Source organism: Sinorhizobium sp. P24N7, from assembly GCF_042436655.1.
Taxonomy (GTDB): domain Bacteria; phylum Pseudomonadota; class Alphaproteobacteria; order Rhizobiales; family Rhizobiaceae; genus Sinorhizobium; species Sinorhizobium meliloti_A.
Map to the genome: position 1 here is coordinate 25,857 of NZ_JBHMIW010000023.1, position 21,863 is coordinate 47,719.

Sequence of the window (21,863 nt, forward strand, 5' to 3'; positions counted from 1 at the left end):
CCTGGAAGCGATCTAGGCCTTCTTTTGCGAGACGGGCTGCGCGATCGTTGACGGAAACGGCAGGACAGCTCCCCCGCTCGGCGGCGCAAGGCCGAGAGGATCCCTCGCCGGCGGGCGCGCTTGCCAGGTCGGAAACTCGGTCACGTTTTCGTTTTCCTCGAGCATCCGTGCTCGGCGCGTGAGAAGCTCGTAGAGCTCGGGAACCAGTCCGTCACCGAATTGCGAAGCGAGTTTGTGGAGACCGATCATCGTCATCTGATCGGGACGTTCGTCATGCATTGGAAGCTCCATGCGGCCGGCGAATCTCGTCTGACCGCTCGTAAAAGATTCAGTTCTCGCTGCCGTTTCCGGTCAGATCCTGAAGCGCTCGCTCGAGACTCGACTTCGAGCCGTTGCGCAACGGCACGAAGGCCTTGCCCCACTTCTTGCAGCCGGTCTTCACGCGAAGACACGCATCGTGGCTGATGCAGTCGATCGGGCAGAAGACGCAGTCGACCGAGGGCAGGACGCGATCGATGCGCGATACCGCCTCCCGTAAACCGCCGTCATGGTGGATGAGTTCCGCGCCGTAGGAACTGGCGATCTGGCGCAGATGTGCAACCTGGCAGTCGCGTCCGCCGACATAGAGGAAGCTGCGGCCCTCGAGCGTCGCCTTTCCGGCATTGGATTGCGGCTCGCTCTGCGCATCCTTTGCCCTGCCTTTGCCGCCCTTGCCTGCATTCTGGTGCCGCTTGCCACCCATCCGTCGTCTCCGTCTTGCTCCGCGACGCCGGCCCTGCGACCCATCGCCAATCAGATTTCGCACACACCGATCGGTTGCGTGACGGAGGCAACCTATAAAACTTGATAGCAGGAGTAAAGTATAAACATGAGTGTTTTTATCATATATTCGATGCTCGCCTTCGCGACATTTTCCTCGCTCGCGGAAGCAGATTCCACAGCCTGAATTCACCGGGTGAAGGACACCGGTATGTTGAATTCCCATCTGTCGCGGCCCGCACCGGCGGGAATGGCCGGGAAAGGTGCCGCCCGGCGCACGGTTTCCAACGCCGCCTGATCGAGGACGGGTGAACCGGCGCTTTTCGTTATGCCGACCCTTGCCACCCCACCACCGGAAGTTACGGTAAAGCTGACATGGGCAACACCGCGCAGCCCCTGCCGTCTGGCCTCGGCCGGGTAGCGAATAGCGCGGGTCAGCTTTCTTCTGACCTTGCCGGGATAGTTCGACACCGCGGCATTGCCGATTTCCCGCGATGCACCGCGGCTTTCTCCGGTGGCGGCAGCCGCCGTGGCATTCTCCACGCCGTCGGTCTTGCCCTTTTTCTGCGATTTCGCCTGGGCGCCGCCCTCACCTGCCTTTTTTCGGACGACCTTCTTTTTCTTCGCCGGCTCCTTCTTCGGCTCGACCTTCTCGACCTCGGGCTTCAAGACTTCCTCAGGGTCCGGTCTCTCCTGCGGAATGACGGTCTCGGCCGGAGCGATGCTTGCGATCACGTCTGCTTCTTCGACCTGGCTCGCCGGCATTTCTTCCGCGGGAAGTATGACGTCCGCCTCCGTCGGCGTCATCTCGGACGGCTCCTGGGCAACGGGTTCGGTCGGCACCGGCTCTACGGCTTCGACCACCTCTTCCGTCGGTTCGATCTCGGTCGGCTTCAGTTCCTCGGGCGTCTCTTCCGTCGGCTCCACCACTTCGGATGGGTCTCCCGCCTGAACGGCATCTTCGAAGGCGTTGCCCATCAGCGACACTTCCACGGTGGAGCCGCCGGCGATGAGCGCCAGCTCCTTTTCCTCATCAGGAGCAAGCAACATCGCCCCGCCGGCGTGCGCCAGCAGGGAAAGGCCGATCGCCGCCGCCCATTTCACCATGTGTTTCATTCTGTCTTGCCTTCCGCCGGCAATTTCGCGAACGCGAACCTCAGCCCTTGAGCTCCACGGCCGATTTCGAGCCGGTCTTCAGGCCCGTCATACATGCACCCTTGTCGATGCCTTCGCCGACGCAGGTCGGCGCATCGTTGATCAGCAGGCTTTTCACCGCCTCGCACTTCGTACCCGGCAGATCGAATTGCCTGACTTTCGTCTTGCCCGCGGGAAGATCCCTGAAATCGAGCACGGCCATGCGCTCGACCAGACCTTTCTGATCGAAGAGCACGAATTCGAACGAGACCTTCGAAAGAGCGAGCGCGCTACTGGCGACGAAGGTCAACTTGCATCCCTTTTCCGACGACGCGATCTCGTTGAGCTCGATCGAAAGGCCGGCTGGCGCGGCAGCATCCTGCGCTCCGGCTGCCCCTGCCGTGAAGAGAGCTGCAAAGGCCGCAAAGGCAAAACGGGAAAAATAAGTCATCCTGGCACCACTCGCTGTCCGCGGCGGTCCTTTCGGTTCCCGCACGCGTTCCTTTTAACTTGACCGCAACATTCCGGTATTGCGTCCTTAATGAAATATGAGTAGTGAAGTCAAGATACTAACTGGAATGGGCGGGATCAATGGATGACGCACTCGTCTCGTCTCCTACTCGCGAACCGGCAAAACCGTGACACCGAACGACAACGATAATCCACGATCCCCGCAGACCGGGACGCCGCTTAACCGGCCGCAACCGATCGTGGAGAGCCACGACCTATTCCGCGGCCACAACGAGATTCTCATTTCCCACGACGGGGCGATCTACCGGATGAAGATCACCCGCCAGGGCAAGCTGATTTTGAACAAGTAGCGAGATGACGATGACTGAGAGCGCTCACCCCACCCCATCCGATATCCGGGCCTATCGCACCGAGAATCCGAAGCTGCGCGAACGCGACATCGCCGCGAAGCTCGGCATTTCCGAGGCAGCGCTCGTCGCTGCCGAATGCGGCCTCACCGCCGTCCGGATCGACTGCAGCGCCAGCCGCTTCCTCGAGCGCGTCGAGGAGCTAGGCGAAGTCCTTGCGCTTACCCGCAACGAAAGCGCCGTCCACGAAAAGGTCGGCGTCTACGAGAACATCAAGCAAGGGCACGGCGCGGCTCTGGTGCTTGGTCCCGAAATCGACCTGCGTATCTTTCCCGGCGCCTGGGCACATGGTTTCGCCGTGACCAAGACGGATGCGACAGGGGAGGTTCGCCGCAGCCTGCAGTTCTTCGACAAGTGGGGCAATGCCGTCCACAAGGTTCACCTGCGTCCTCTCTCGAACCTGGCCGCCTATGAGACGATCGTCGAAGACCTTCGCCTGGACGATCAGTCGCAGGACTTCATCGCCGATCCCGGCGCGCCCACGGACGACGATTCGGCCGATGCTGCAGTCGATACGGCGGAGCTGCGCGACCGCTGGTCGAAGCTCACGGACACGCATCAGTTCCCCGGCATGTTGCGCAAGCTCAATATCGGACGGCGCCGGGCGCTGCACGCGATCGGCGACGACTTTGCCTGGCGGCTCGACACGGCCTGCATCGAGATGATGATGCGCAATGCTGCAGAGACGGCCCTGCCGATCATGTGCTTCGTCGGCAACCGCGGCGTCATCCAGATTCATTCCGGTCCGGTCGTCAAGATCGGTACCATGGGGCCGTGGCTGAACGTGATGGACGAAACCTTCCATCTGCATCTGCGCACCGATCACATCGCCGAACTCTGGGCCGTGCGTAAGCCGACCGCCGACGGACACGTGACCTCCCTCGAAGCGCTCGACGCCAAGGGCGAGATGATCATCCAGTTTTTCGGAAAGCGGAAGGAAGGTTCCTCGGAGAGGGCCGAATGGCGCAGCCTGGTCGAGGCGCTGCCCCGCCTGGAAGCCGTCGTCGCGGCCTGATGGCGCCGCCCAACCGGGCGGCGATTTGGGACGACACGCACAGATCAAAGGAAGTGATGATGAACGGCTTCGGTATCCGCCGTCTTCGGCGTTGGGAAATGGCCCTCGCGGCCTTCGCGCTGTCGGCGCCTTTCGTTCTGCCCCTGCTTGCGCCGGGAACTCCTCCGTTCCTGCGCCCGGCGATGGCCGAGGTGCTCGAGCAGCCGGACACCTCCCGCGTCGTCTCGGTGGGCGGCGCGATCACCGAAATCATCTATGCGCTCGGCGAGGAGAACCGCCTCGTCGGCCGCGATTCCACCAGCATTTACCCGGAGGGGGCGACCAAGCTGCCGGATGTCGGCTACATGCGGCGATTGGCGCCCGAAGGCGTTCTTGCCGTCAACCCGACGGCGATCGTGGCCGTCGAGGGCAGCGGCCCGCCGGAAACGCTCGCCGTGCTCCAAGAGGCGAACATTCCCTTCACCAGCATCCCCGAGACCTATGACAAGGACGGCATCGTCAACAAGATCCGCGCGGTCGGAGCTTTCCTCGGCGTGAAGGAAAAGGCCGAAACGCTCGCGCAATCCGTGGAGAGAGATCTCGCCGCCGCCGTGGCCGACAGTGCCGCTCGCCCGCAAGCCGAGCGCAAGCGTGTCCTCTTCGTTCTGAGCACCCAGGGCGGCAGAATCCTCGCCTCCGGTACCGGCACCGCCGCCGCCGGCATCATCGAGCTTGCCGGCGCGGTCAACGCCGTCGGCACCTCGCCCGGTTACAAGGCATTGACGGAGGAGGCGATCATCGAGGCCAAGCCCGATGTGGTCCTGATGATGAACCGCGGCGATAACCATGCTGCAGGCCCCGACGAACTCTTCGCGCTTCCGGCCCTCAGCCTCACCCCGGCGGCAAAGACCAAGGCGCTGATCCGCATGGACGGGCTGCATCTGCTCGGCTTCGGTCCTCGCACGGCAAGCGCTATCCGCGAACTTAACGCCGCAATTTACGGAAAGAAGACCAATGCCTCGCAGTGAGGCCATGGAAGGCACGATGCGCAGGCCGGCACTTGCCGCCCGGATCGTCCGCGACTGGCGCAACGGAGACCGGGCGGGCCTGGCGCGTGGCCTGATCCTCGTTCTAGCGATACTGGTGGCCGTGACGTTCATGACCTCCATCACCACCGGCGCGGCCGACGCTTCGCTCGGCAATATCCTTCGGTGGTTTTTCGGCGAGGCCGATCAGGCCATGAGCGCCCGCGACCGAATCATCATCCTCGATATCCGTCTGCCGCGTGCCGTGCTCGGCATGCTCGTCGGCGCGTCGCTTGCCGTTTCCGGCGTCGTGATGCAGGGCCTCTTCCGCAATCCGTTGGCCGATCCCGGCCTTGTCGGAGTTTCCTCCGGCGCAAGCCTCGGCGCGGTGCTGCTGATCGTGCTCGGTGACGTTGCCTTTGGCCCGCTGTTCGCGGTCTTCGGCTTCTATGCCCTCCCCTTCGGCGCCTTTCTCGGCGGCCTCGCCACCACGCTGCTGCTCTACCGGATCGCTACCCGCGGCGGCCAGACCTCGGTCGCGACGATGCTGCTGGCGGGCATTGCGCTGGGCGCGCTTGCCGGTGCAGTGACGGGCGTACTCGTCTTCATCGCGGACGACAAACAACTTCGCGATCTCACTTTCTGGGGCCTCGGATCGCTCGCCGGCGCCAACTGGACCAAGATCGCCGCCGCCGGACCGATCATCCTCCTGTCACTTGCAGTCGTCCCCTTCCTGGCGCGCGGGCTCAACGCCATCACGCTCGGCGAAGCCGCCGCCTATCACATGGGCGTCCCGGTTCAGCGGTTGAAAAACATCGCTATCTTCAGCGTCGCCGGCGCCACCGGCGCGTCGGTGGCCGTCAGCGGCGGCATCGGATTCGTCGGCATCGTCGTTCCGCATCTCCTGCGGCTGATCATAGGCCCGGATCACCGCTACCTGCTGCCCGCCTCCGCCCTCCTTGGCGGCACGCTGCTGATCTTCGCCGACATGCTGGCCCGCACCATCGTGTCGCCGGCCGAACTGCCGATCGGCATCATCACCGCCTTCGTTGGTGCGCCCTTCTTTCTCTGGGTCCTGCTCAGGGGCCGGTCGAACTTGGGACTTTGATTGCGAACATGATCAGAGCATCCGACATTTCCGTCCGCCTTGCCGGAAGACAGGTGCTGCACGGCATCTCCCTCGACGCCGCTCCCGGTGCGATGACTGCAATCGTCGGCCCGAACGGATCGGGCAAGACCACGACCTTGAAGGCGATCTCGGGCGAGCTCACGCCTTCGGCCGGTAAGGTCACCATCAACGGTCGCGACATCGCAAGCCTGAAACCATGGGAGCTCGCACTGAAGCGCGGCGTGTTGCCGCAATCGACGGTCATCTCCTTTCCCTTCACCGTCAGGGAAATCGTTCGCCTCGGCCTCGAGGCAAACGGAACCGGCAAATCGGCCGCCGGCGACCGGACAGCCGATGAAGCTCTGGAGGCCGTCGATCTCGCCGGCTTCTCCGGCCGCTTCTACCAGGAACTTTCGGGCGGCGAACAGCAGCGGGTCCAGCTCGCACGCGTCCTCTGCCAGATCTCGGCGCCGGTCGCAGACGGCGAACCGCGCTATCTCCTGCTCGATGAGCCGGTATCGAGCCTCGACATCCGCCACCAGCTCACGATCATGCGGCTTGCGCGCCAATTCTGTGCCGACGGCGGCGGTGTCGTCGCAGTCATGCACGATCTCAACCTTACATCGATGTTTGCCGATCAGATCGTGATGATGAAAGCCGGCCGCATCCGGGCGCGCGGAGCGCCGAAAGACGTGCTGACCGACGAGACCATGGAAGCGGTCTTCGGCTGCCGCATGCGGGTCAGCGTCGCTCCGGCACAGGATATCCCGTTCGTATTGCCGCAGTCCGCCACGATGTGAAGCCGGGCTCACACCGGCAACGTCAGGATTACCGAAACAAATTCCTCCCTCATGCGTTGATCTACAATGCCGGCGTGTAGACCGCGCGCCCGCTTGGAGTGCCGCGTGTCCTATCGGGCGCACAAAGAGCCGGGAAGCGTGCCTTCGCCGGCCGATTCGCATGAACCGACCACATGCCGGCCGTTTTCGCGCCGGCACAGCAGCGAGGGAAAAGACAATGGCGACAGGCATGTTCTCGGGCTCGGGCAGCCGCAAGCGCAACGGTAGCGCGATCGACCCGTCGATGGAGGATCAGCTCAACGAAATACGCGAAGACATCGCGCAGCTCATGACGCTGATTGCCGACCGCGGGGCTGCGGCTTCGCGTGATGCAAAGGCCAAGGCGCGCGGCGCCCGTGACCAGGCCGAAACCGATCTGCACGCCTTGTTGGAGAGCGGCGAGCAGATGCTTTCCGACTTGCGCGGCCGCTATGCGGATACGGAAAGGGAGGTTCGTCGAACGATACGCGAGCATCCTCTTGCGACGCTCGGCACCGCAGCCGTGATCGGCCTCATCGCAGCCGCTTTGCTGCGCCGATGAGGACCTGTCAGGCATCGCGTTGACCGAGTATGAAGGGGAGCTACCTTATGGGGACACTCGGAACTGTCCTGTCGGCCCTGCTTGCGTTCGACGCCGCCGCTGCGGCGTCGCGCTATAAGCGCAATGTGGTCCTCTGGGCCATCATCGCCGTGCTTCTCGGCAGCGCCTACGTCTTCGCCCTGATAGCAATCGCCCTGCTTCTCTCGGCGCGCTATTCGCCGGTCGCCGCAGCGCTGACGGTCACCGCCGCCCTGATCGTGACCGCGCTGGTGGTCATCGGCGTCATGGCCGGGCTGAACGCCCGCGACCGCCGGCTTGCCGACGAACGCCGTCGCCGCTCGGCGATGCGGACGAATCTTGCGCTCGTTGCGGTCACAAGCATCCTGCGCAAACAGCCGCTTCTGGGGGCCGCGACCGGGATTGCCGTTGCGGCGCTGCTCGGACTGAGCCGGGGCCGCAAACGCAGCGACGATCGATAGTTGATATCGCACGGAAAAGGCGCCGGCGGGGCCTTTTCCGTGCGCCGAGGCGCGGTCCCTCAGACTGCACTCAAAGCGGCAGTCGGATCAATGCCGTGACCCCCGCAGGCAGATATTCCACCTTCACCGAGCTCCCGATGATCTTGTCCAGGCTGCGCTCGATCAGGATCGAGCCGAAACCGCGGCGACGCGGCTCGCGAATAGGCGGTCCGCCCACTTCGGTCCAGGTCAGATGCAGGACGGTCTCGCCGTCCTCGACCACGCGGCGCGCCGTCAGCACGATTTTCCCCGTCGGAACAGAGAGCGCGCCGTATTTTACCGCATTGGTCGCCAATTCGTGCAGCACCAGTCCAAGCCCAACGGCCTGGTCGGGACCCAGCAGGATCTCGTCCTTGTGCAGCTCGACCTGTTGGGAATAATCGCTGACATAGGGCAGCAACTGTTTCGAAATCAGTTCGGACAGGTGGATCGTGCCCCATTCGTAGTCGGAAAGGAGCCCGTGCGCCTCGGAAATCGCCTGAAGGCGGCCGGCAAAGGCGGTCATGAACTCGGCCGGGTCACTCGTTTGCCGGAGCGTCTGGCGGGCGAGCGACTGGAGCATTGCAAGCGTGTTCTTGACCCGATGGTTCAGCTCTTTCAGCAACAGCCGCGTGCGGTTCACCGACGCCTGCTGGTCCGAGACGTCGATCGTCATGCCGAGAAAGCTCAGGGGCGCGCCCTTGCTGTCGCGGTCGTGCACGCGGCCGCGGCCCAGAAGCCATCGCCCGTTCGTGCCGATGCGAAACATGCCGTCATATTCCTCGTTGGCAGCCATCGCCTGACGGAGCTTCGAGAAGGTCGGGATGCGATCCTCGGGATGAATGGCGGAAAAGATCGCCTTGGCGCCGACGGTGCGCTCCGGCGGAAGACCGAACATGCGCATCATCGCGCCATTGCCGGAGACCGTGCCGGCGCGAATGTCCCAGAGCCAGCTGCCGACATTGGCGGCGTCGAGCGCCATGGCGAGCCGCTGCTCCTCGCGGGAAAGCGCGGCCTCCTTGAGCGCACGCCGGCGCGTCTCGTCCTTGAGCTTGAACAGCGAGGCGGCGACACCTGCGATGCGCTGCAGCTCGCTTTGCCGTTTGGCCGAGACCTCGGACCGGGGCTCGACATCGAGAACCGCGACGGTTCCGATCGCCTGACCGTCCAGAATAATCGGCGCGCCCGCATAAAAGCGCAGGAATGGCGGGCTGGCGACCGCCCGGCGGTGGCGGAACGCCGGATGACGGGAGGCATCAAGCACGAGGAAGGGGCCGCCGTCGCCTGCCGCAATCGTATGGACGCAGAAGGACTCGCGAACGTGCGACCGCGTTTCAGCCGTGCCTATGCACGCCTTGAACCATTGCCACTCGCGGTCGACCAGGCTGACGAGAGCGATAGGCGCGTCGAAAAGGCTCGCGGCAAGCCGCGCCAGCCCGTCGAAATCCTCGTCGGGAATCGACATGTCCGGCACGGCGGCCTGAAGGACGCCGAGCCGCTCCGGCGCGTCGAGCACCTGCGCTACCGCTGGAAGCATCGCCTCTGTCTTTTCACGCATTCGGCCTGAACTCCAAACTCGCGCAGGCACCTGAATTTCAGCTCCGCTGAATGTTGCCTTCGACCGGAGCCGGTCTAGGGAGGAAAACATACAGCAAATTGGAGCAATATGGCGACCACGCTCCCTCGGTCGAACGCAGCCCTCCGAATGCCCTCTTTCGAGCGCCGCACGAACTTCAATCCGGCACCGGTGTATGCATATGTCCTTGAACCGCTATCGATTCAAGGACAAAACATGCAGCAGATCGAGGTGCTACAGCGACTTCGCGCGGCCGACAGGACGCTGCGGGATCGCATCAGGAAACGAAGGCACGCGAGGTGATGGGTGCGGAGGTCTCGTCGGGCCCGTAGTCGTTTTCTCCCCTAACCTGGAGAATTTCCTGCAGCCGTTGACGCGCTCTGTTGACACGGCTCTTGATCGTTCCGAGCGCACAGCCGCAAATCGTGGCGGCCTCCTCGTAGGAAAAGCCGGAGGCCCCCACAAGGATGATCGCTTCGCGTTGATCGGGCGGCAACTGTTCGAGCGCCCGGCGGAAATCCTGCAGATCGAGCGAGCCGTATTGTTCCGGGTGATGGGCGAGCGTCTCCGTCAAATGGCCGTCGCTGTCCTGCACCTCGCGCCCACGCTTGCGCATCTGACTGTAAAGCTCGTTGCGCAGGATCGTGAAAAGCCAGGCCTTCATATTGGTACCGATCTCGAAATGATCCTGCTTGGCCCAGGCCTTCATGATCGTGTCCTGCACGAGATCGTCGGCCCGGTCATGTCGCCCGATCAGTGACATCGCGAAGGCGCGCAGGCTCGGCAGCGCGGCAAGCATCTCACGCTTGAACTCTTGATTTTCGGATGACATCCGGCGCTTACTCCTTGCCCTGCAGAGCCGATTGCTGTTCCGCAGCTTCCAGCTTTTCCAGTAGATCGAGAAAGCGTGCCGGTATCGCTTCCTCCTGCACCGACTGATAGAGGGCCTTCAGCTTCACCGCAATCTGCGCATTCGGATCGTCGGAGGACGGACTTTTACCGCTCATCCGCCCTGCCCCTGTCGTATATCTCATTGTTGCAATTTCGCCCTTGAAAGTTCGCCTGCTCCATAACGCAGCGGAAAAATGAAATGTTCCGAAGCGGAACCATTTTTTCGGCGAAACGTTTTCGCAACGATATTACGCCCATGGATTGAGGGAGTCCCTGAATGACATTGTCCACCCGTATTGCTCCATTTCTTCCTTATCTGCGCCGCTATTCGCGTGCCCTGACCGGGTCGCAGACCTCTGGAGATGCCTATGTCGCGGCCGTGCTTGAGGCACTTATCGCGGATACGTCGATCTTTCCGGAAGCAAGCAGCGACAGGGTAGCGTTGTTCCGTCTTTTCACGTCCATGTTCGGATCGTCTTCCGTCCTCGTGCCGGAGCCGGTGTCGCCCTTTGCCTGGGAACAGCGCGCATCCGTCAACCTTGCGGCCGTCTCGCCGCTCGCACGCCAGGCGTTCCTGCTCGTATCGGTCGAAGCCTTCACCCCACAGGAAGCCGCCGAAGTACTCGATGTAGACGCCGCCAAGCTGGCCGCACTTCTCGACCGCGCATCCCAGGAAATTTCCCGTCAGGTTGCAACCGAGATCATGATTATCGAGGACGAGCCGCTGATCGCGATCGACATCGAGCAGATGGTCGAAAGCCTCGGCCACAGCGTGACCGGGATTGCACGCACCAAGGATGAAGCGATCGCCCTCTATGAGACGACGAAGCCGAACATGGTGCTCGCAGACATCCAGCTCGCCGACGGCAGCTCGGGAATCGATGCCGTCAACGAAATCCTGAAAACGGCTGCCGTTCCGGTGATTTTCATCACGGCGTTCCCGGAGCGTCTCCTGACCGGTGAACGTCCCGAACCCACGTTCCTCGTCACCAAGCCTTTCAATCCGGAAATGGTGAAGGCCCTGATCAGCCAGGCGCTGTTCTTCAACGAGACGACGAAGGCTGCGGCCTGAGTCGAGATTTGCCCTCACCACAGGGGCCCCGGCGGCATTGCTTTTACAGTATCGGTGCCCCCCATCCCAATGCTCGTCACAAGATGAGGGCGCCGCGTCGGCGGCGCAGACGTTTCTTTCAGCCCGAAAACTTGGGCTGACTGGATTCCTGTGACAAGCACAGGAACGCCGCGCCTAAGATGATCACCATAGCAAACGCCCATAAGGAACTCGGTCGGATCGCCCCGATGCTCCCGAAGCAAAACAGCCAGTGCCGAGGGAAGGGCACTGGCTGAGCTTTGGCAACTCACTGAGGGGGGATGTGAGTTGGCAACCGGCGGTATGCCTCCGACGTCACATTGGGGGCGATGTGCGTCACCGTCCGGTTATCGCCATAATGCACGAGGCGAAAAAAGGTTCCGCGGATAATCGGCAAGATCTGCAGATGAAAATCTGCACCCCTCGCATGTCGATTCACTCCATCGACTCCAGCTCCTCGCGATGCCGATAGAGCGCGAGGAAGCGCCGATAATCCCGGTCGTAGATGCGGCGCAGCGCCGGGTCGGGGAGCCGTTCCGTTCCAGCCGACGACATCGCCGGTCCGGCGCTGGCGAGGTCCGGATAGAGCTCGCCCGCGACGGCCGCCGTCATTGCCGTGCCGAGGAGAACGGCGTCGGGCGCCTGCGGTGCGACGACCCGGCAGCCGGTGACGTCGCAATAAAGCTCCATTAGCAGGGGGTTGCGCACATGCCCGCCGGTCACGTGCAGCGTGTCGAGTTCGTAGCCCGCTTCCTTCATCATCTCCAGGATGTGGCGAATCCCGAGCGCTATCGCGACGCAGGTCCGCCAATAGAGCCGGCACAGCGCATCGAAGGAGGAGTCGAGCGGCAGTCCGCTGATGACGCCGAGCGCATGCGGATCGGCAAGCGGCGACCGGTTGCCGTGGAAATCCGGAAGCACGTGAAGGCGCTGGGCAAAGTCCGCGCCATGAAGCGCGCGCATTTCCTGCACCCGCTCGATGATCCTCGCATGGGTTTCGGTCGTCGGCGGCAGTCCGCCTCCGTGCAGCCGCACGATATGATCGAGCAGCGCTCCGGTCGCCGACTGACCGCCCTCGATGAGCCAGAGCCCGGGCAAGACCGCTTCGAAATAAGGCCCCCACATGCCGAAACCCGGCTTCATGTCCTTGGAAAAGGCAACAATGCAGCTCGAGGTTCCGCCGATCAGTGCCAGCTGGCGCTCCAGCTTCGCCGGCGCGTCCGCGAAGCCGCCGAGCACGCCGAGCGCCCCGGCATAGGCATCGATCAGCCCCGGCGCGACCTGGCATGCGGTGTCGAGCCCGAGCTCCTCCGCCGCGCTCGCGCTCAGACGCCCGACGGCTCGCTCCACCGGCAGCGTCTCCTCGGGCAAGCCACCACGTTCGAGGAGGTCCTCAAGACCGATCTGGTCCAGATAGTCCTGCTGCCACCCGCGTTTCTCGTGGGCGAGATAGTTCCATTTTGCCGTCAGCGTACAGCGCGAGCGGGCCGGACTTCCGGTCGCCCGCCAGGACATGTAGTCCGCGAGGTCGAAGAAATACCCCGCCCGTTCCCATTGCTGCGGGAGGTTGCGCTTCAGCCACATCAGCTTCGGCATTTCCATCTCGGGCGACATCACCCGCCCCGAATGATCGAGAACGGGATGTTTCGTCGCCGTACAGAAATCCGCTTCCGCCAACGCCCGGTGGTCCAGCCAGACGATGGTGTCCCAGCGTGCCTCCCCCTGACGATTGACCGAGAGCGGGAGGCCGTCGCGATCGCGCACGACGAGCGAACAGGTGGCGTCGAAGCCGATCGCCGCAATGCTTTCCGCCGGCACAGCCGCCTTCTCGCGCGCCGATCCGACCGCCCCGCAGACCGCAGCCCAGATGTCCTCGGAATCGTGTTCGGCGTGGTTTTCCTCCGGACGGTTCATCGCAATCGTCCGATCGGCCCGCGCCAGGAGCCTACCTTGCCGGTCGAAGACGCCGGCACGGGCGCTGCCGGTTCCAATATCGACCGCCACGACATATTCGCGCATCAATGGATGCCCCCGTCCCGAAAAAATGATGGATGTTCGCCGAGCCGGACGACGCGGCAGCAAAACCGCCCCGTCCTGCTCTCCCTATTGACGGACAAACTGTATCAATTCGCCCATGTCGTCAAACAGCACGTCGGGTTCGAGGCTGGCGAGCGTCCGCCGGTGGCGGTCGTTTCGTGCGTGGCTGCCCCCCGCGAAGGCGAAGACGCGCATGCCGGCGGACTTTGCCGCCTCGATGCCGGCCGGGCTGTCCTCGATGACGATGCAATCGGACGGGTGATAGCCCATCTTAGCGCTTGCATGCAGGAAAAGGTCAGGCGCCGGCTTGCCGCGCGCCACCATGCTGGCGCTGAAGATGTTCGGCTCGAAGAGATCGATGAGCCCCGTCACGGCCAGCGAGAGGCGGATGCGCTCCGGCTGGCTCGACGAAGCCACGCAATGGGCGGTGCCCAGCCCTTCCACCGCCTCGCGTATGCCGGCGATTGGCCTCAGTTCCTCGCGAAATCGTGCATAGAGCCGTGTCCGCATGCCTTCGAGAAAAACCTCGTCGGTCGCAAGTCCGTGTTCTTCGTGCAGGATCGTCGACATCGTCTTCAAGCTGCGGCCGAGGAAGCGCTCGCTCGCCTCCTCGGTCGTCATCGAAACGCCGGCAGCCGCGAGCGCGTCGACGAGGACCCCGAGCGAAATCGGTTCGCTGTCCACCAATACGCCGTCACAATCGAAAATCACCAGCCTGGAGGCGTGCCCCACCATCGTCATTCCCCGAGGTTTCCGTCCAGATAAAGCTGGAGCGTGGCACGCGTACCCTTTTCCCAAAGCACTTTCAACGCGTGAGCGAAACGGCGGCGGAAGAGATCGGATTGCGCGACATCGCCGAAGATGTCGGCAAGCGCAAGGAACGCCATTGGATCGTCCTTCGCTGCAACTGCGGCGGCCTGCAGCCGGTCGGCGTTGGCGTCGTTGAAAACGATCTCCTTGCCGCTGTCCGACTTGCCGGCGAAATAGCGGCACCACAGCGCCGAAACGAGCGACAACCCGACGACGTCTTCGCCGCGGCGCAGGCGGTCGGCCGTCGACGGCAGGATGAATTTCGGCTGTCGGTTGGAGCCGTCCTGCGCCAGCCGCGCGACCGTGTCGCCGATCTTCGGATTGGAGAAACGCGTCTCGATGAGCTTGTAATAATCCTTCAGATCCGTGTCCGGAACCGGCGGTATCACCGGGATGATCTCGTCGTGCTCCAGCTTTGACAGGAAGGCGCGGATCAACGGCTCCTCCATCGCCTCATGAACGAAATGGATGTCGAGCAGTGCCGCCGGATAGGCGATCGCCGCATGGCCGCCGTTGAGGATACGGATCTTCATATGCTCGTATGGCGCGACGTCCGGCACGAACTGCACGCCCACCTCTTCGAGCGCCGGGCGGCCTTGCGGGAAACGGTCCTCCAGCACCCATTGCTTGAATTCCTCGCAAAAGACCGGCCAGGCATCGTCGATTCCGTATTGCGAGGCGACGATGCCGATCTCGCGGGCACCGGTTGCCGGCGTGATGCGGTCGACCATGCCGTTCGGAAAGGCGACATTGGCATCGATCCAGTCCGCAAAGCCCGGATCGGAAAGGCGCGCCAGACCGGAGACGGCAGCGTGGGTGACCTCTCCGTTTCCAGGAATATTGTCGCAGGACATGATCGTGAACGGCGGAATGCCCTTGGCGCGGCGTTCGGCGAGCCCCGCCAGGATGAGGCCGAAGACGGTTTTTGGAGCCGTCGGATCGCGCGCATCCTCGACGATCGCCGGATGCGCCGGGTCGAAGACGCCGGATGCCGGATCGATGAAATAGCCGCCTTCGGTGATCGTCAGGGAAACGATGCGGATGAGCGGGCTTGCGAGCTGCGCCACGATCGCGGGCGTGTCGCCAGGCTCGAGATAGGCGATCATGGCGCCCGTGACATGCGCGCCCGTGCGGTTGTTGTCCTGCTCGACCACCGTCGTCAGGAAATCCTGCGCTTCGAGCTTGTCGCGCATGACCTTGTCCGATGGCAGGACACCCGCGCCGATAATCGCCCAATCGCGATCGCGCCCCAGGTTGAAAAGGTCATCGAGATAGACCGCCTGATGCGCACGGTGGAAATTGCCGACGCCGAAATGCACGATGCCGGCCCGAAGGTCATGCCGGCCGTAGTTCGGGACGCCGGCCCTGGCTTTGACCGCGTCGAGCGTGGCAAGGGAGAGTTTGGTCGCCATCCTTTCAATCCTTTCGCGAACGAGCCTCAGCTCATCCAGTTGCCGCCATCGACGTTATAGGTCTGCGAGACGATGTAGTCGCTTTCCGCCGAGGCGAGGAAGATCGCCATGCCGGTCAGGTCCTCTGCGGTGCCCATGCGTCCGAAGGGAACGGCCTCCCCGACCAACCGTTTTTTCTCGCCGCGCGGACGGTTCTCGTATTTGGCGAAAAGCGCGTCGACGCCCTCCCAGTGCTCACCGTCGACGACGCCGGGAGCGATGGCGTTGACGTTGATGCGGTGTTTGATGAGGTCGAGACCGGCCGACTGGGTAAGGCTGATGACCGCAGCCTTGGTGGCGCAATAGATCGCCACCAGAGCTTCCCCACGCCTGCCCGCCTGGCTCGCCATGTTGATGATCTTGCCGCCCCTGCCCTGCGCGATCATCTGCCTGGCGGCCGCCTGCAAGGTGAAGAGCGTGCCGGCGACGTTGATCGCAAACAGTTTCTCATAGCTCTCGCGGGTGATCTCGACGATCGGCGCGAGGTCGAAGAGCGCGGCATTGTTGACGAGGATGTCGAGCCCGCCGGCATGTTCGACGGTCGCGGCGATCGCAGCGTCGATCGAGTCCTGCCGGGTCACGTCCATTTCGACCGCATAGGCCGCGGACCCGATCTCCGCCGCCGCCCGTCTCGCCCCCTCGATATCGATGTCGGCGATGGCGACCGTGGCGCCCTCGCGCACGTAGGCTTCGGCGAAAGCGCGGCCGATACCCCGCGCCGATCCGGTGATCAACGCGCTCTTTCCTTCAAGACGTTTCATCGAATTGCCATTCCCTTTTCATCGAACCTGTGAAGGCGCTCGGGATCCGGCGTCAAATAGACCTGATCGCCATGGGTCACCGCGAAGTCGCCGCCGACGCGCGCCGTCAAAGTGCCGATGCCGTCTGCATGCACGTGCAGGAAGGTGTCCGAGCCTAGATGCTCGGCCACTCCCACCGTGCCCCGCCACGTGCCCTGTTCCTTCGAAAGGGCAATATGCTCCGGGCGGATGCCGATCGTGTGGGCCTGATGGGCCGCGGCAGGCGCACCGGTGACGAAGTTCATCTTCGGCGACCCGATGAAACCGGCGACGAATAGATTGTCCGGCCTGCGGTAGAGGTCGAGGGGCGAGCCCACCTGCTCGATGCGGCCGCGGTTGAGCACGACGATCTTGTCGGCCATGGTCATGGCCTCCACCTGGTCGTGCGTCACGTAGACCATCGTCGTCTTCAGTTGCTGGTGAAGCTGGCTGATCTCCAGTCGCATGTTGACCCGCAGCGCGGCGTCGAGATTCGACAGCGGCTCGTCGAAAAGAAAGGCTTCCGGCTGGCGGACGATCGCCCGGCCGATCGCGACGCGCTGGCGCTGGCCGCCGGAAAGCTGGCGGGGCTTGCGGTCGAGATAGTCGGTGAGGTTGAGGACGCGGGCCGCGTCCTCGACCTTCTTGTCGATCGTGGCCTTGTCCTCGCCTGCCATCTTCAGCGGAAAGGCGATGTTGGAGCGCACGCTCATATGCGGATAGAGAGCGTAGGACTGGAACACCATCGAAAGGCCGCGCTTTGCCGGCGGCAGCTCGGTGGCGTTGCGACCGTCGATGACGATCTCGCCGTCGCTGACGTCCTCCAGTCCGGCGATCAGCCTCAGAAGCGTCGACTTGCCGCAACCCGAGGGGCCGACGAAGACGACGAATTCGCCGTCGGTGATATCGAGGTCTATCGAGGGAATGACGGCGTGGGCGCCGAAGACCTTCGATACGTTCTTGAGAGTGATGCTTCCCATGGTTTTACCCTTGTTTGAACCGCGTCGCCCTTACTTGACTGCGCCGAAAGTGAGGCCGCGCACGAGCTGTTTTTGCGAGAACCAGCCGAGGATGAGGATAGGGGCGATCGCCATCGTCGAGGCCGCCGACAGCTTGGCGTAGAAGAGGCCCTCCGGGCTCGAATAGGAGGCGATGAACGCGGTGAGCGGCGCGGCCTTCGCGGCGCTCAGGTTCAAGGTCCAGAACGCTTCGTTCCAGGCAAGGATGATGTTGAGCAGCAGCGTCGAGGCGATGCCGGGGATCGCCATCGGCGTCAGCACATAGATGATTTCCTTGGAGAGCGAGGCGCCGTCCATGCGCGCCGCTTCGAGGATCTCGCCGGGGATCTCCTTGAAATAGGTGTAGAGCATCCAGATGATGATCGGCAGGTTGATCAGCGTCAGCACGATCACGAGCCCTGTGCGCGTGTCGAGCAGTCCCCAGTTGCGGAATATCAGATACATCGGCACCAGCACGCCGACCGGCGGCATCATCTTGGTGGAAAGCATCCACATCAGCACGTCCTTGGTGCGCTTCGTCGGCGAAAACGCCATCGCCCAGGCTGACGGGATCGCGATCAACAGGCCGAGCAGGGTCGAGCCGAAGGAAACGACCACCGAATTCATGAAGTGCTTCAGGTAATCCGACCGGCTCTGCACCTCGGAATAGTTTTCTGTCGTCCAGTCGAAGAAGAGGAAGACCGGCGGAGAGGCGATCGCCTGGGCTTCCGTCTTGAAGCTCGTCAGGAAGGTCCAGAGGATCGGAAAGAAGATCAGGATTCCGATCGTCCAGGCCACCACGGTCGTGATGAGCTTGCGCCCGGTAGAGACATTGCGTGCCATGGTCTCAAGCCTCCAGCGTCTTGCCGATCATGCGCATCAGGAAGAATGCGACGATATTGGCGAGGATGACCGCGATGATCCCGCCCGCCGAGGCGCCGCCCACATCGAACTGCAGAAGGGCTTGGGCGTAGACGAGGAATGTGAGGTTCGTGCTCTGCGTACCCGGACCGCCATTGGTGGTGACGAGGATCTCGGCGAAGACCGACAGCAGGAAGATCGTCTGGATCAGGATGACCACCGTGATCGCACGCGAGAGATGCGGCAGGACGAGATAGATGAAGCGGCTTACCGCGCCTGCGCCGTCCATCTGTGCGGCTTCCTTCTGCTCCTCGTCGAGCGACTGCAGCGCCGTCAGCAGGATGAGCGTGGCGAAGGGCAGCCACTGCCAGGCGACGATCAGAATGATCGAGAGAAGCGGCGCGTTGGCGAGAAAGTCGAACGGCTGCAATCCGAGCAGCTTGGCAAGCCAGGCGAAAAGTCCGTTCACGGGATTCATGAACATGTTCTTCCAGACCAGCGCCGCCACCGTCGGCATGATGAGGAAGGGCGCGATCACCAGGATGCGCACGATCCCCTGCCCGAACATCGGCTGGTCGAGAAGAAGCGCCAGCCCGATGCCGCCGACTACGGTGATGAAGAGCACGCCGAGAACGATGGCGAGCGTGTTGAATATCGCCTGGAAGAAGGCCGGGTCGGTGAGGAAATAGGTGTAATTCGTAAGCCCGGCGAACTCCTCCATCCCCGGCATCAGCAGGTTGTAGCGCAGCAGCGAGAAATAGACCGTCATGGCCAGCGGCACGATCATCCAGGCCAGAAGCAGGAGCACCGAGGGCGCGATCATCAATCGCGCGGCGGAGCGGGTGTGCAAGGTCGCCATGGCGTCCCCCGTGTGAAGTCGACGCGGTTCTTCAAAAACGGCAAGCGTATCGCCATCCGAACGCGCGCCATGAATTGGAAAAGTCAGAGCGGAACGCGGATCGAAGGCGGGTTGCCCCTTTCCCCGTCCCGCTCTGGAGGTAGCCGGGGCGTTCGCTGTTTCCAGCAGACGCTCCGGCTCCTTGGGAGCTCACTTGATGTAGCCGGCTTTGGTCATTTCGCGGGTCGACAGCTGCTGCGCGCTGGCAAGCGCCTGATCCACGCTCATCTGACCGGCCAGCGCCGCCGAGAACACCTGCCCGACCGCCGTGCCGAGACCCTGGAATTCCGGGATCGCGACGAACTGGACGCCGACATATGGCACCGGCTTCACCGCCGGGTTCTTCGGGTCGGCGGCATTGATCGAGTCCAGGGTCATCTTCGCGAAGGGGGCCGCCTTCTGGTACTCCGGGTTCTCATAGAGGGAGGTGCGGGTACCGGGAGGAACGTTCGCCCAGCCTTCCTTTTCGGCAACGAGCTTCAGATAATCCTTGCCCGTGGCCCAGGCGATGAACTTCTGCGCCGACTCGGCCTTCTGCGATCCCGCCGGAATGGCGAGGTTCCAGGCCCAGAGCCAGTTGCCGCGCTTGCCGAGGCCGGTGTCGGGAGCGAGCGCGAAACCGACCTTGTCGGCAACGGTCGACTCCTTCGGATTGGTCACGAAGGAGGCGGCGACGGTCGCGTCGATCCACATGCCGCACTTGCCGGTCTGGAACAGCGACAGGTTCTCGTTGAAGCCGTTGGACGAGGCGCCGGGCGGGCCAGCGTCATTCATCAGCTTGACGTAGAAGTCGAGTGTGTTCTTCCATTCCGGCTGGTCGAACTGCGGCTTCCAGTTCTCGTCGAACCAGCGGGCGCCGAAGGCGTTTGCCGTGGCCGTCAGGAAAGCCATGTTCTCGCCCCAGCCGGCCTTGCCGCGCAGGCAGATACCGTAGATCTCGTTGCCCTTGTCGGTGATCTTGCGGGCCGCATCGGCGATGAAATCCCAGGTCGGCGCATCGGGCATGCTAAGCCCGGCCTTCTCGAACAGGTCCTTGCGGTACATGACCATCGAGCTCTCGCCGTAGAACGGTGCTGCATAGAGCTTACCGTCGATCGTCAGGCCGCTGCGGATCGCCGGCAGAAGGTCGTCGACGTCGTATTCGGGACCGAGATTGTCGAGCGGCAGGAGCCAGCCCTGCTTCGCCCAGATCGGCACTTCATACGTGCCGATCGTCATGATGTCGTACTGACCGCCCTTGGTCGCGATGTCGGTCGTGACCCGCTGGCGCAGCACGTTTTCCTCGAGAGTGACCCACTCAAGCTGGATGTCGGGATTTTTCGACGTGAAATCGTCCGTCAGCTTCTGCATCCGGATCATGTCGCCATTGTTCACGGTGGCAATGGTCAGCGTCTCCGCTTGGGCCAGACCCGCCAGAGCGACTGCCGAGCACGTGCCCAGCAGGAAAGTTCTCAAATTCATCGACTTCCTCCCAGAAGAAATTGAGCATTTGCCTTGCTCGTGAGCAATTACTCACCGATTGAGACGAAATGTCAATCCGCATTTGTCGTTCCGGTGCGGCAGAGCAGCTAAGAAGATGTTTTAGCTTTGGATTTTTTACAGGGATTTCACGAGAACGACGCCGATGCCGCGGCCCCGCGGCCGGCTGCCCGATCTAGACGCGGAGCAGATAGTCGGCCGTAGCCTCATCGGTGACGAGACCGTTGATGATCCTGCCCTTGAGTGCGGCGCGCAGCGCCTCGTATTTGCGCCTGCCCTTGGCGATCCCGATGACCGACGCGCGGTCGCGCGGCGGCAGCGGAACCGAGGCGACGCGCTCATTGATGCTGTCGGGCAGGAGCACGCCTTCATGGTCGAACATCCAACCGCAGATCTCGCCGGCAGCGCCCGCGGCCATCAGCCGTGCCATTTCATCGCGAGCCAGGAACCCGTCTTCGCAAAGCGGCGCGTCGGGCCCCAGTTCGCCGACGCCCACGAAGGCGGCGTCGGCCTCGGCGCCGAGTTCCAGGGCGATCTGCACCAGGCTCTGCTTGTGCAGGACTTCGCGCTCTTCCGGCGAGGAGACGAGAACCGGCAAGGGCATGGGAAAATGCCGCGCCTTGATCGTGTCCGCCATGCTGAAGATGACGTTGTAATAGGCAGCCGACCCGTCGAGCCGGATATTGCCGGTGAGCGAAACGATACGGTGCTGCGGGCATTCCATCGACGGCAGCTGGTCGATGGTCGCCTTCAGCGTCCGGCCCGTGCCGATCGCGAGCACCACGGGCTCGGCCGACTTCAGCCAGCGCTCGATTTCCGCCGCTCCGGCCTCGGCGATGCCGACGGTCGTGGATTGGGAACCGGGGTCGCTCGGAACGACGTCGACATGCTTGAGGTCGTATTTCTCCTTGAGACGCGCCGCCATTTCGAGGCAGGCGGCGATCGGATGGTCTAGGCGCACCTTGATCAGCCGCTCGGCCATGGCAAGCGACACGAGACGTTGCGCCGATTGCCGCGAAATTCCCATGACCGACGCAATCTCGTCCTGCGTCCGGCCGGCGACATAATAGAGCCAGCCTGCGCGGGCTGCATCGTCCAGCCTGTTGCTGCTTTCCGCCTTGCGTGCCATCGATTGCCTCCCTTCCCCTTGATTTGCTGCCACTATTTTCCATGCGCTGTCAAACGGGGGGCGATATGCGGCGCGCCTTGGCACCGGCA

The 21,863-nt window shown here is 63.1% G+C and carries 24 protein-coding genes; 8 read left to right on the forward strand and 16 right to left on the reverse strand.

Features of this window, described 5'->3' with window-relative positions; genetic code table 11:
- Positions 1–12: 12 nt before the first annotated feature.
- From ACFHWW_RS30150 to ACFHWW_RS30165, 4 genes are all read right to left on the reverse strand, one after another.
- The gene (locus ACFHWW_RS30150; RefSeq protein WP_100671873.1) at positions 13–279 is read right to left on the reverse strand and encodes a hypothetical protein; all 267 of its coding nucleotides are present in this window, start codon (positions 277–279) and stop codon (positions 13–15) included.
- 49 nt (positions 280–328) lie between these two features.
- On the reverse strand, positions 329–742 hold the full coding sequence (locus tag ACFHWW_RS30155) for a DUF2325 domain-containing protein (protein WP_275597515.1): 414 nt from the start codon (positions 740–742) through the stop codon (positions 329–331).
- A gap of 206 nt (positions 743–948) precedes the next feature.
- The gene (locus ACFHWW_RS30160; protein WP_100671875.1) at positions 949–1,875 is read right to left on the reverse strand and encodes an energy transducer TonB; all 927 of its coding nucleotides are present in this window, start codon (positions 1,873–1,875) and stop codon (positions 949–951) included.
- A gap of 40 nt (positions 1,876–1,915) precedes the next feature.
- Positions 1,916–2,344 (reverse strand): hypothetical protein, encoded by a 429-nt coding sequence (locus ACFHWW_RS30165; RefSeq protein ID WP_100671876.1) that lies wholly within the window; start codon positions 2,342–2,344, stop codon positions 1,916–1,918.
- 187 nt (positions 2,345–2,531) lie between these two features.
- Here ACFHWW_RS30165 and hemP point away from each other — a divergent pair, with 187 nt between their 5' ends.
- From hemP to ACFHWW_RS30200, 7 genes are all read left to right on the forward strand, one after another.
- Complete coding sequence (gene hemP / locus ACFHWW_RS30170; protein ID WP_100671877.1) at positions 2,532–2,714, forward strand: hemin uptake protein HemP; 183 nt, start codon at positions 2,532–2,534, stop codon at positions 2,712–2,714.
- A gap of 10 nt (positions 2,715–2,724) precedes the next feature.
- Positions 2,725–3,786: a hemin-degrading factor gene (locus ACFHWW_RS30175; RefSeq protein WP_237674187.1), complete on the forward strand. Its 1,062-nt coding sequence runs from the start codon at positions 2,725–2,727 to the stop codon at positions 3,784–3,786.
- Between the two features lie 56 nt (positions 3,787–3,842).
- Entirely contained in the window at positions 3,843–4,793 is a 951-nt protein-coding gene (locus tag ACFHWW_RS30180; protein ID WP_100671987.1) for a hemin ABC transporter substrate-binding protein, read from the forward strand.
- Entirely contained in the window at positions 4,780–5,898 is a 1,119-nt protein-coding gene (locus ACFHWW_RS30185; protein WP_379942926.1) for a FecCD family ABC transporter permease, read from the forward strand. Before ACFHWW_RS30180 ends, ACFHWW_RS30185 begins: the two co-directional genes overlap by 14 nt.
- Before the next feature lie 8 nt (positions 5,899–5,906).
- Entirely contained in the window at positions 5,907–6,698 is a 792-nt protein-coding gene (locus ACFHWW_RS30190; protein ID WP_100671988.1) for a heme ABC transporter ATP-binding protein, read from the forward strand.
- A 217-nt stretch (positions 6,699–6,915) separates the two neighbouring features.
- Positions 6,916–7,278, forward strand: coding sequence for a glycine zipper domain-containing protein (locus tag ACFHWW_RS30195; RefSeq protein ID WP_324762161.1), 363 nt, complete (start codon positions 6,916–6,918; stop codon positions 7,276–7,278).
- Positions 7,279–7,325: 47 nt separating this feature from the next.
- Positions 7,326–7,757 (forward strand): hypothetical protein, encoded by a 432-nt coding sequence (locus tag ACFHWW_RS30200; RefSeq protein WP_100671881.1) that lies wholly within the window; start codon positions 7,326–7,328, stop codon positions 7,755–7,757.
- Positions 7,758–7,827: 70 nt separating this feature from the next.
- Here the strand turns inward: ACFHWW_RS30200 and ACFHWW_RS30205 are convergent, their stop codons facing one another.
- The 3 genes from ACFHWW_RS30205 to rsiA1 all read right to left on the reverse strand — a co-directional run bounded on the left by ACFHWW_RS30205 (position 7,828) and on the right by rsiA1 (position 10,358).
- A complete protein-coding gene (locus tag ACFHWW_RS30205; RefSeq protein ID WP_338282778.1) occupies positions 7,828–9,333 on the reverse strand; it encodes an HWE histidine kinase domain-containing protein in 1,506 nt (501 codons plus the stop codon).
- Between the two features lie 295 nt (positions 9,334–9,628).
- Positions 9,629–10,183: an RNA polymerase sigma factor gene (locus ACFHWW_RS30210; RefSeq protein WP_003525557.1), complete on the reverse strand. Its 555-nt coding sequence runs from the start codon at positions 10,181–10,183 to the stop codon at positions 9,629–9,631.
- Positions 10,184–10,190: 7 nt separating this feature from the next.
- On the reverse strand, positions 10,191–10,358 hold the full coding sequence (rsiA1, locus tag ACFHWW_RS30215; RefSeq protein WP_018095722.1) for an anti-sigma factor RsiA1: 168 nt from the start codon (positions 10,356–10,358) through the stop codon (positions 10,191–10,193).
- A gap of 161 nt (positions 10,359–10,519) precedes the next feature.
- Here rsiA1 and rsiB1 point away from each other — a divergent pair, with 161 nt between their 5' ends.
- Entirely contained in the window at positions 10,520–11,314 is a 795-nt protein-coding gene (gene rsiB1 / locus ACFHWW_RS30220; protein WP_003525566.1) for a PhyR-type response regulator RsiB1, read from the forward strand.
- A 453-nt stretch (positions 11,315–11,767) separates the two neighbouring features.
- Here rsiB1 and ACFHWW_RS30225 read toward each other — a convergent pair whose 3' ends face one another.
- The 9 genes from ACFHWW_RS30225 to ACFHWW_RS30265 form a co-directional block, all read right to left on the reverse strand.
- Positions 11,768–13,351 carry an FGGY-family carbohydrate kinase gene (locus ACFHWW_RS30225; RefSeq protein WP_100671883.1) on the reverse strand — a complete coding sequence of 528 codons (1,584 nt, stop codon included), beginning with the start codon at positions 13,349–13,351 and terminating at the stop codon, positions 11,768–11,770.
- 84 nt (positions 13,352–13,435) lie between these two features.
- Positions 13,436–14,110, reverse strand: a complete 675-nt coding sequence (locus ACFHWW_RS30230; RefSeq protein ID WP_198516699.1) for an HAD family phosphatase — start codon at positions 14,108–14,110, stop codon at positions 13,436–13,438.
- Entirely contained in the window at positions 14,107–15,591 is a 1,485-nt protein-coding gene (locus ACFHWW_RS30235; RefSeq protein WP_100671884.1) for a mannitol dehydrogenase family protein, read from the reverse strand. The genes ACFHWW_RS30230 and ACFHWW_RS30235 overlap by 4 nt, the downstream gene beginning before the upstream one ends.
- A gap of 26 nt (positions 15,592–15,617) precedes the next feature.
- Positions 15,618–16,391 (reverse strand): L-iditol 2-dehydrogenase, encoded by a 774-nt coding sequence (locus ACFHWW_RS30240; protein ID WP_379942931.1) that lies wholly within the window; start codon positions 16,389–16,391, stop codon positions 15,618–15,620.
- A complete protein-coding gene (locus ACFHWW_RS30245; protein ID WP_275597507.1) occupies positions 16,388–17,389 on the reverse strand; it encodes an ABC transporter ATP-binding protein in 1,002 nt (333 codons plus the stop codon). Before ACFHWW_RS30245 ends, ACFHWW_RS30240 begins: the two co-directional genes overlap by 4 nt.
- A gap of 30 nt (positions 17,390–17,419) precedes the next feature.
- Complete coding sequence (locus ACFHWW_RS30250; protein ID WP_018095728.1) at positions 17,420–18,250, reverse strand: carbohydrate ABC transporter permease; 831 nt, start codon at positions 18,248–18,250, stop codon at positions 17,420–17,422.
- 4 nt (positions 18,251–18,254) lie between these two features.
- The gene (locus tag ACFHWW_RS30255; protein WP_018095729.1) at positions 18,255–19,127 is read right to left on the reverse strand and encodes a carbohydrate ABC transporter permease; all 873 of its coding nucleotides are present in this window, start codon (positions 19,125–19,127) and stop codon (positions 18,255–18,257) included.
- A gap of 189 nt (positions 19,128–19,316) precedes the next feature.
- Positions 19,317–20,627, reverse strand: a complete 1,311-nt coding sequence (locus tag ACFHWW_RS30260; protein ID WP_275597506.1) for a sugar ABC transporter substrate-binding protein — start codon at positions 20,625–20,627, stop codon at positions 19,317–19,319.
- A 193-nt stretch (positions 20,628–20,820) separates the two neighbouring features.
- A complete protein-coding gene (locus ACFHWW_RS30265; RefSeq protein ID WP_018095731.1) occupies positions 20,821–21,774 on the reverse strand; it encodes a sugar-binding transcriptional regulator in 954 nt (317 codons plus the stop codon).
- Positions 21,775–21,863 lie beyond the last annotated feature (89 nt).

Bases quoted from the DNA above. Each gene is read 5' to 3' on its own strand.
- ACFHWW_RS30225 (WP_100671883.1), bottom strand. From the start codon at position 13,351: ATGCGCGAATATGTCGTGGCGGTCGATATTGGAACCGGCAGCGCCCGT.
- rsiB1 (WP_003525566.1), top strand. From the start codon at position 10,520: ATGACATTGTCCACCCGTATTGCTCCATTTCTTCCTTATCTGCGCCGC.
- rsiA1 (WP_018095722.1), bottom strand. From the start codon at position 10,358: ATGAGCGGTAAAAGTCCGTCCTCCGACGATCCGAATGCGCAGATTGCG.
- ACFHWW_RS30165 (WP_100671876.1), bottom strand. From the start codon at position 2,344: ATGACTTATTTTTCCCGTTTTGCCTTTGCGGCCTTTGCAGCTCTCTTC.
- ACFHWW_RS30255 (WP_018095729.1), bottom strand. From the start codon at position 19,127: ATGGCGACCTTGCACACCCGCTCCGCCGCGCGATTGATGATCGCGCCC.
- ACFHWW_RS30230 (WP_198516699.1), bottom strand. From the start codon at position 14,110: ATGACGATGGTGGGGCACGCCTCCAGGCTGGTGATTTTCGATTGTGAC.
- ACFHWW_RS30240 (WP_379942931.1), bottom strand. From the start codon at position 16,391: ATGAAACGTCTTGAAGGAAAGAGCGCGTTGATCACCGGATCGGCGCGG.
- ACFHWW_RS30200 (WP_100671881.1), top strand. From the start codon at position 7,326: ATGGGGACACTCGGAACTGTCCTGTCGGCCCTGCTTGCGTTCGACGCC.
- ACFHWW_RS30245 (WP_275597507.1), bottom strand. From the start codon at position 17,389: ATGGGAAGCATCACTCTCAAGAACGTATCGAAGGTCTTCGGCGCCCAC.
- ACFHWW_RS30160 (WP_100671875.1), bottom strand. From the start codon at position 1,875: ATGAAACACATGGTGAAATGGGCGGCGGCGATCGGCCTTTCCCTGCTG.
- ACFHWW_RS30175 (WP_237674187.1), top strand. From the start codon at position 2,725: ATGACTGAGAGCGCTCACCCCACCCCATCCGATATCCGGGCCTATCGC.
- ACFHWW_RS30265 (WP_018095731.1), bottom strand. From the start codon at position 21,774: ATGGCACGCAAGGCGGAAAGCAGCAACAGGCTGGACGATGCAGCCCGC.
- ACFHWW_RS30155 (WP_275597515.1), bottom strand. From the start codon at position 742: ATGGGTGGCAAGCGGCACCAGAATGCAGGCAAGGGCGGCAAAGGCAGG.
- ACFHWW_RS30210 (WP_003525557.1), bottom strand. From the start codon at position 10,183: ATGTCATCCGAAAATCAAGAGTTCAAGCGTGAGATGCTTGCCGCGCTG.
- ACFHWW_RS30235 (WP_100671884.1), bottom strand. From the start codon at position 15,591: ATGGCGACCAAACTCTCCCTTGCCACGCTCGACGCGGTCAAAGCCAGG.
- ACFHWW_RS30250 (WP_018095728.1), bottom strand. From the start codon at position 18,250: ATGGCACGCAATGTCTCTACCGGGCGCAAGCTCATCACGACCGTGGTG.
- ACFHWW_RS30185 (WP_379942926.1), top strand. From the start codon at position 4,780: ATGCCTCGCAGTGAGGCCATGGAAGGCACGATGCGCAGGCCGGCACTT.
- ACFHWW_RS30190 (WP_100671988.1), top strand. From the start codon at position 5,907: ATGATCAGAGCATCCGACATTTCCGTCCGCCTTGCCGGAAGACAGGTG.
- ACFHWW_RS30205 (WP_338282778.1), bottom strand. From the start codon at position 9,333: ATGCGTGAAAAGACAGAGGCGATGCTTCCAGCGGTAGCGCAGGTGCTC.
- ACFHWW_RS30260 (WP_275597506.1), bottom strand. From the start codon at position 20,627: ATGAATTTGAGAACTTTCCTGCTGGGCACGTGCTCGGCAGTCGCTCTG.
- ACFHWW_RS30195 (WP_324762161.1), top strand. From the start codon at position 6,916: ATGGCGACAGGCATGTTCTCGGGCTCGGGCAGCCGCAAGCGCAACGGT.
- ACFHWW_RS30180 (WP_100671987.1), top strand. From the start codon at position 3,843: ATGATGAACGGCTTCGGTATCCGCCGTCTTCGGCGTTGGGAAATGGCC.
- ACFHWW_RS30150 (WP_100671873.1), bottom strand. From the start codon at position 279: ATGCATGACGAACGTCCCGATCAGATGACGATGATCGGTCTCCACAAA.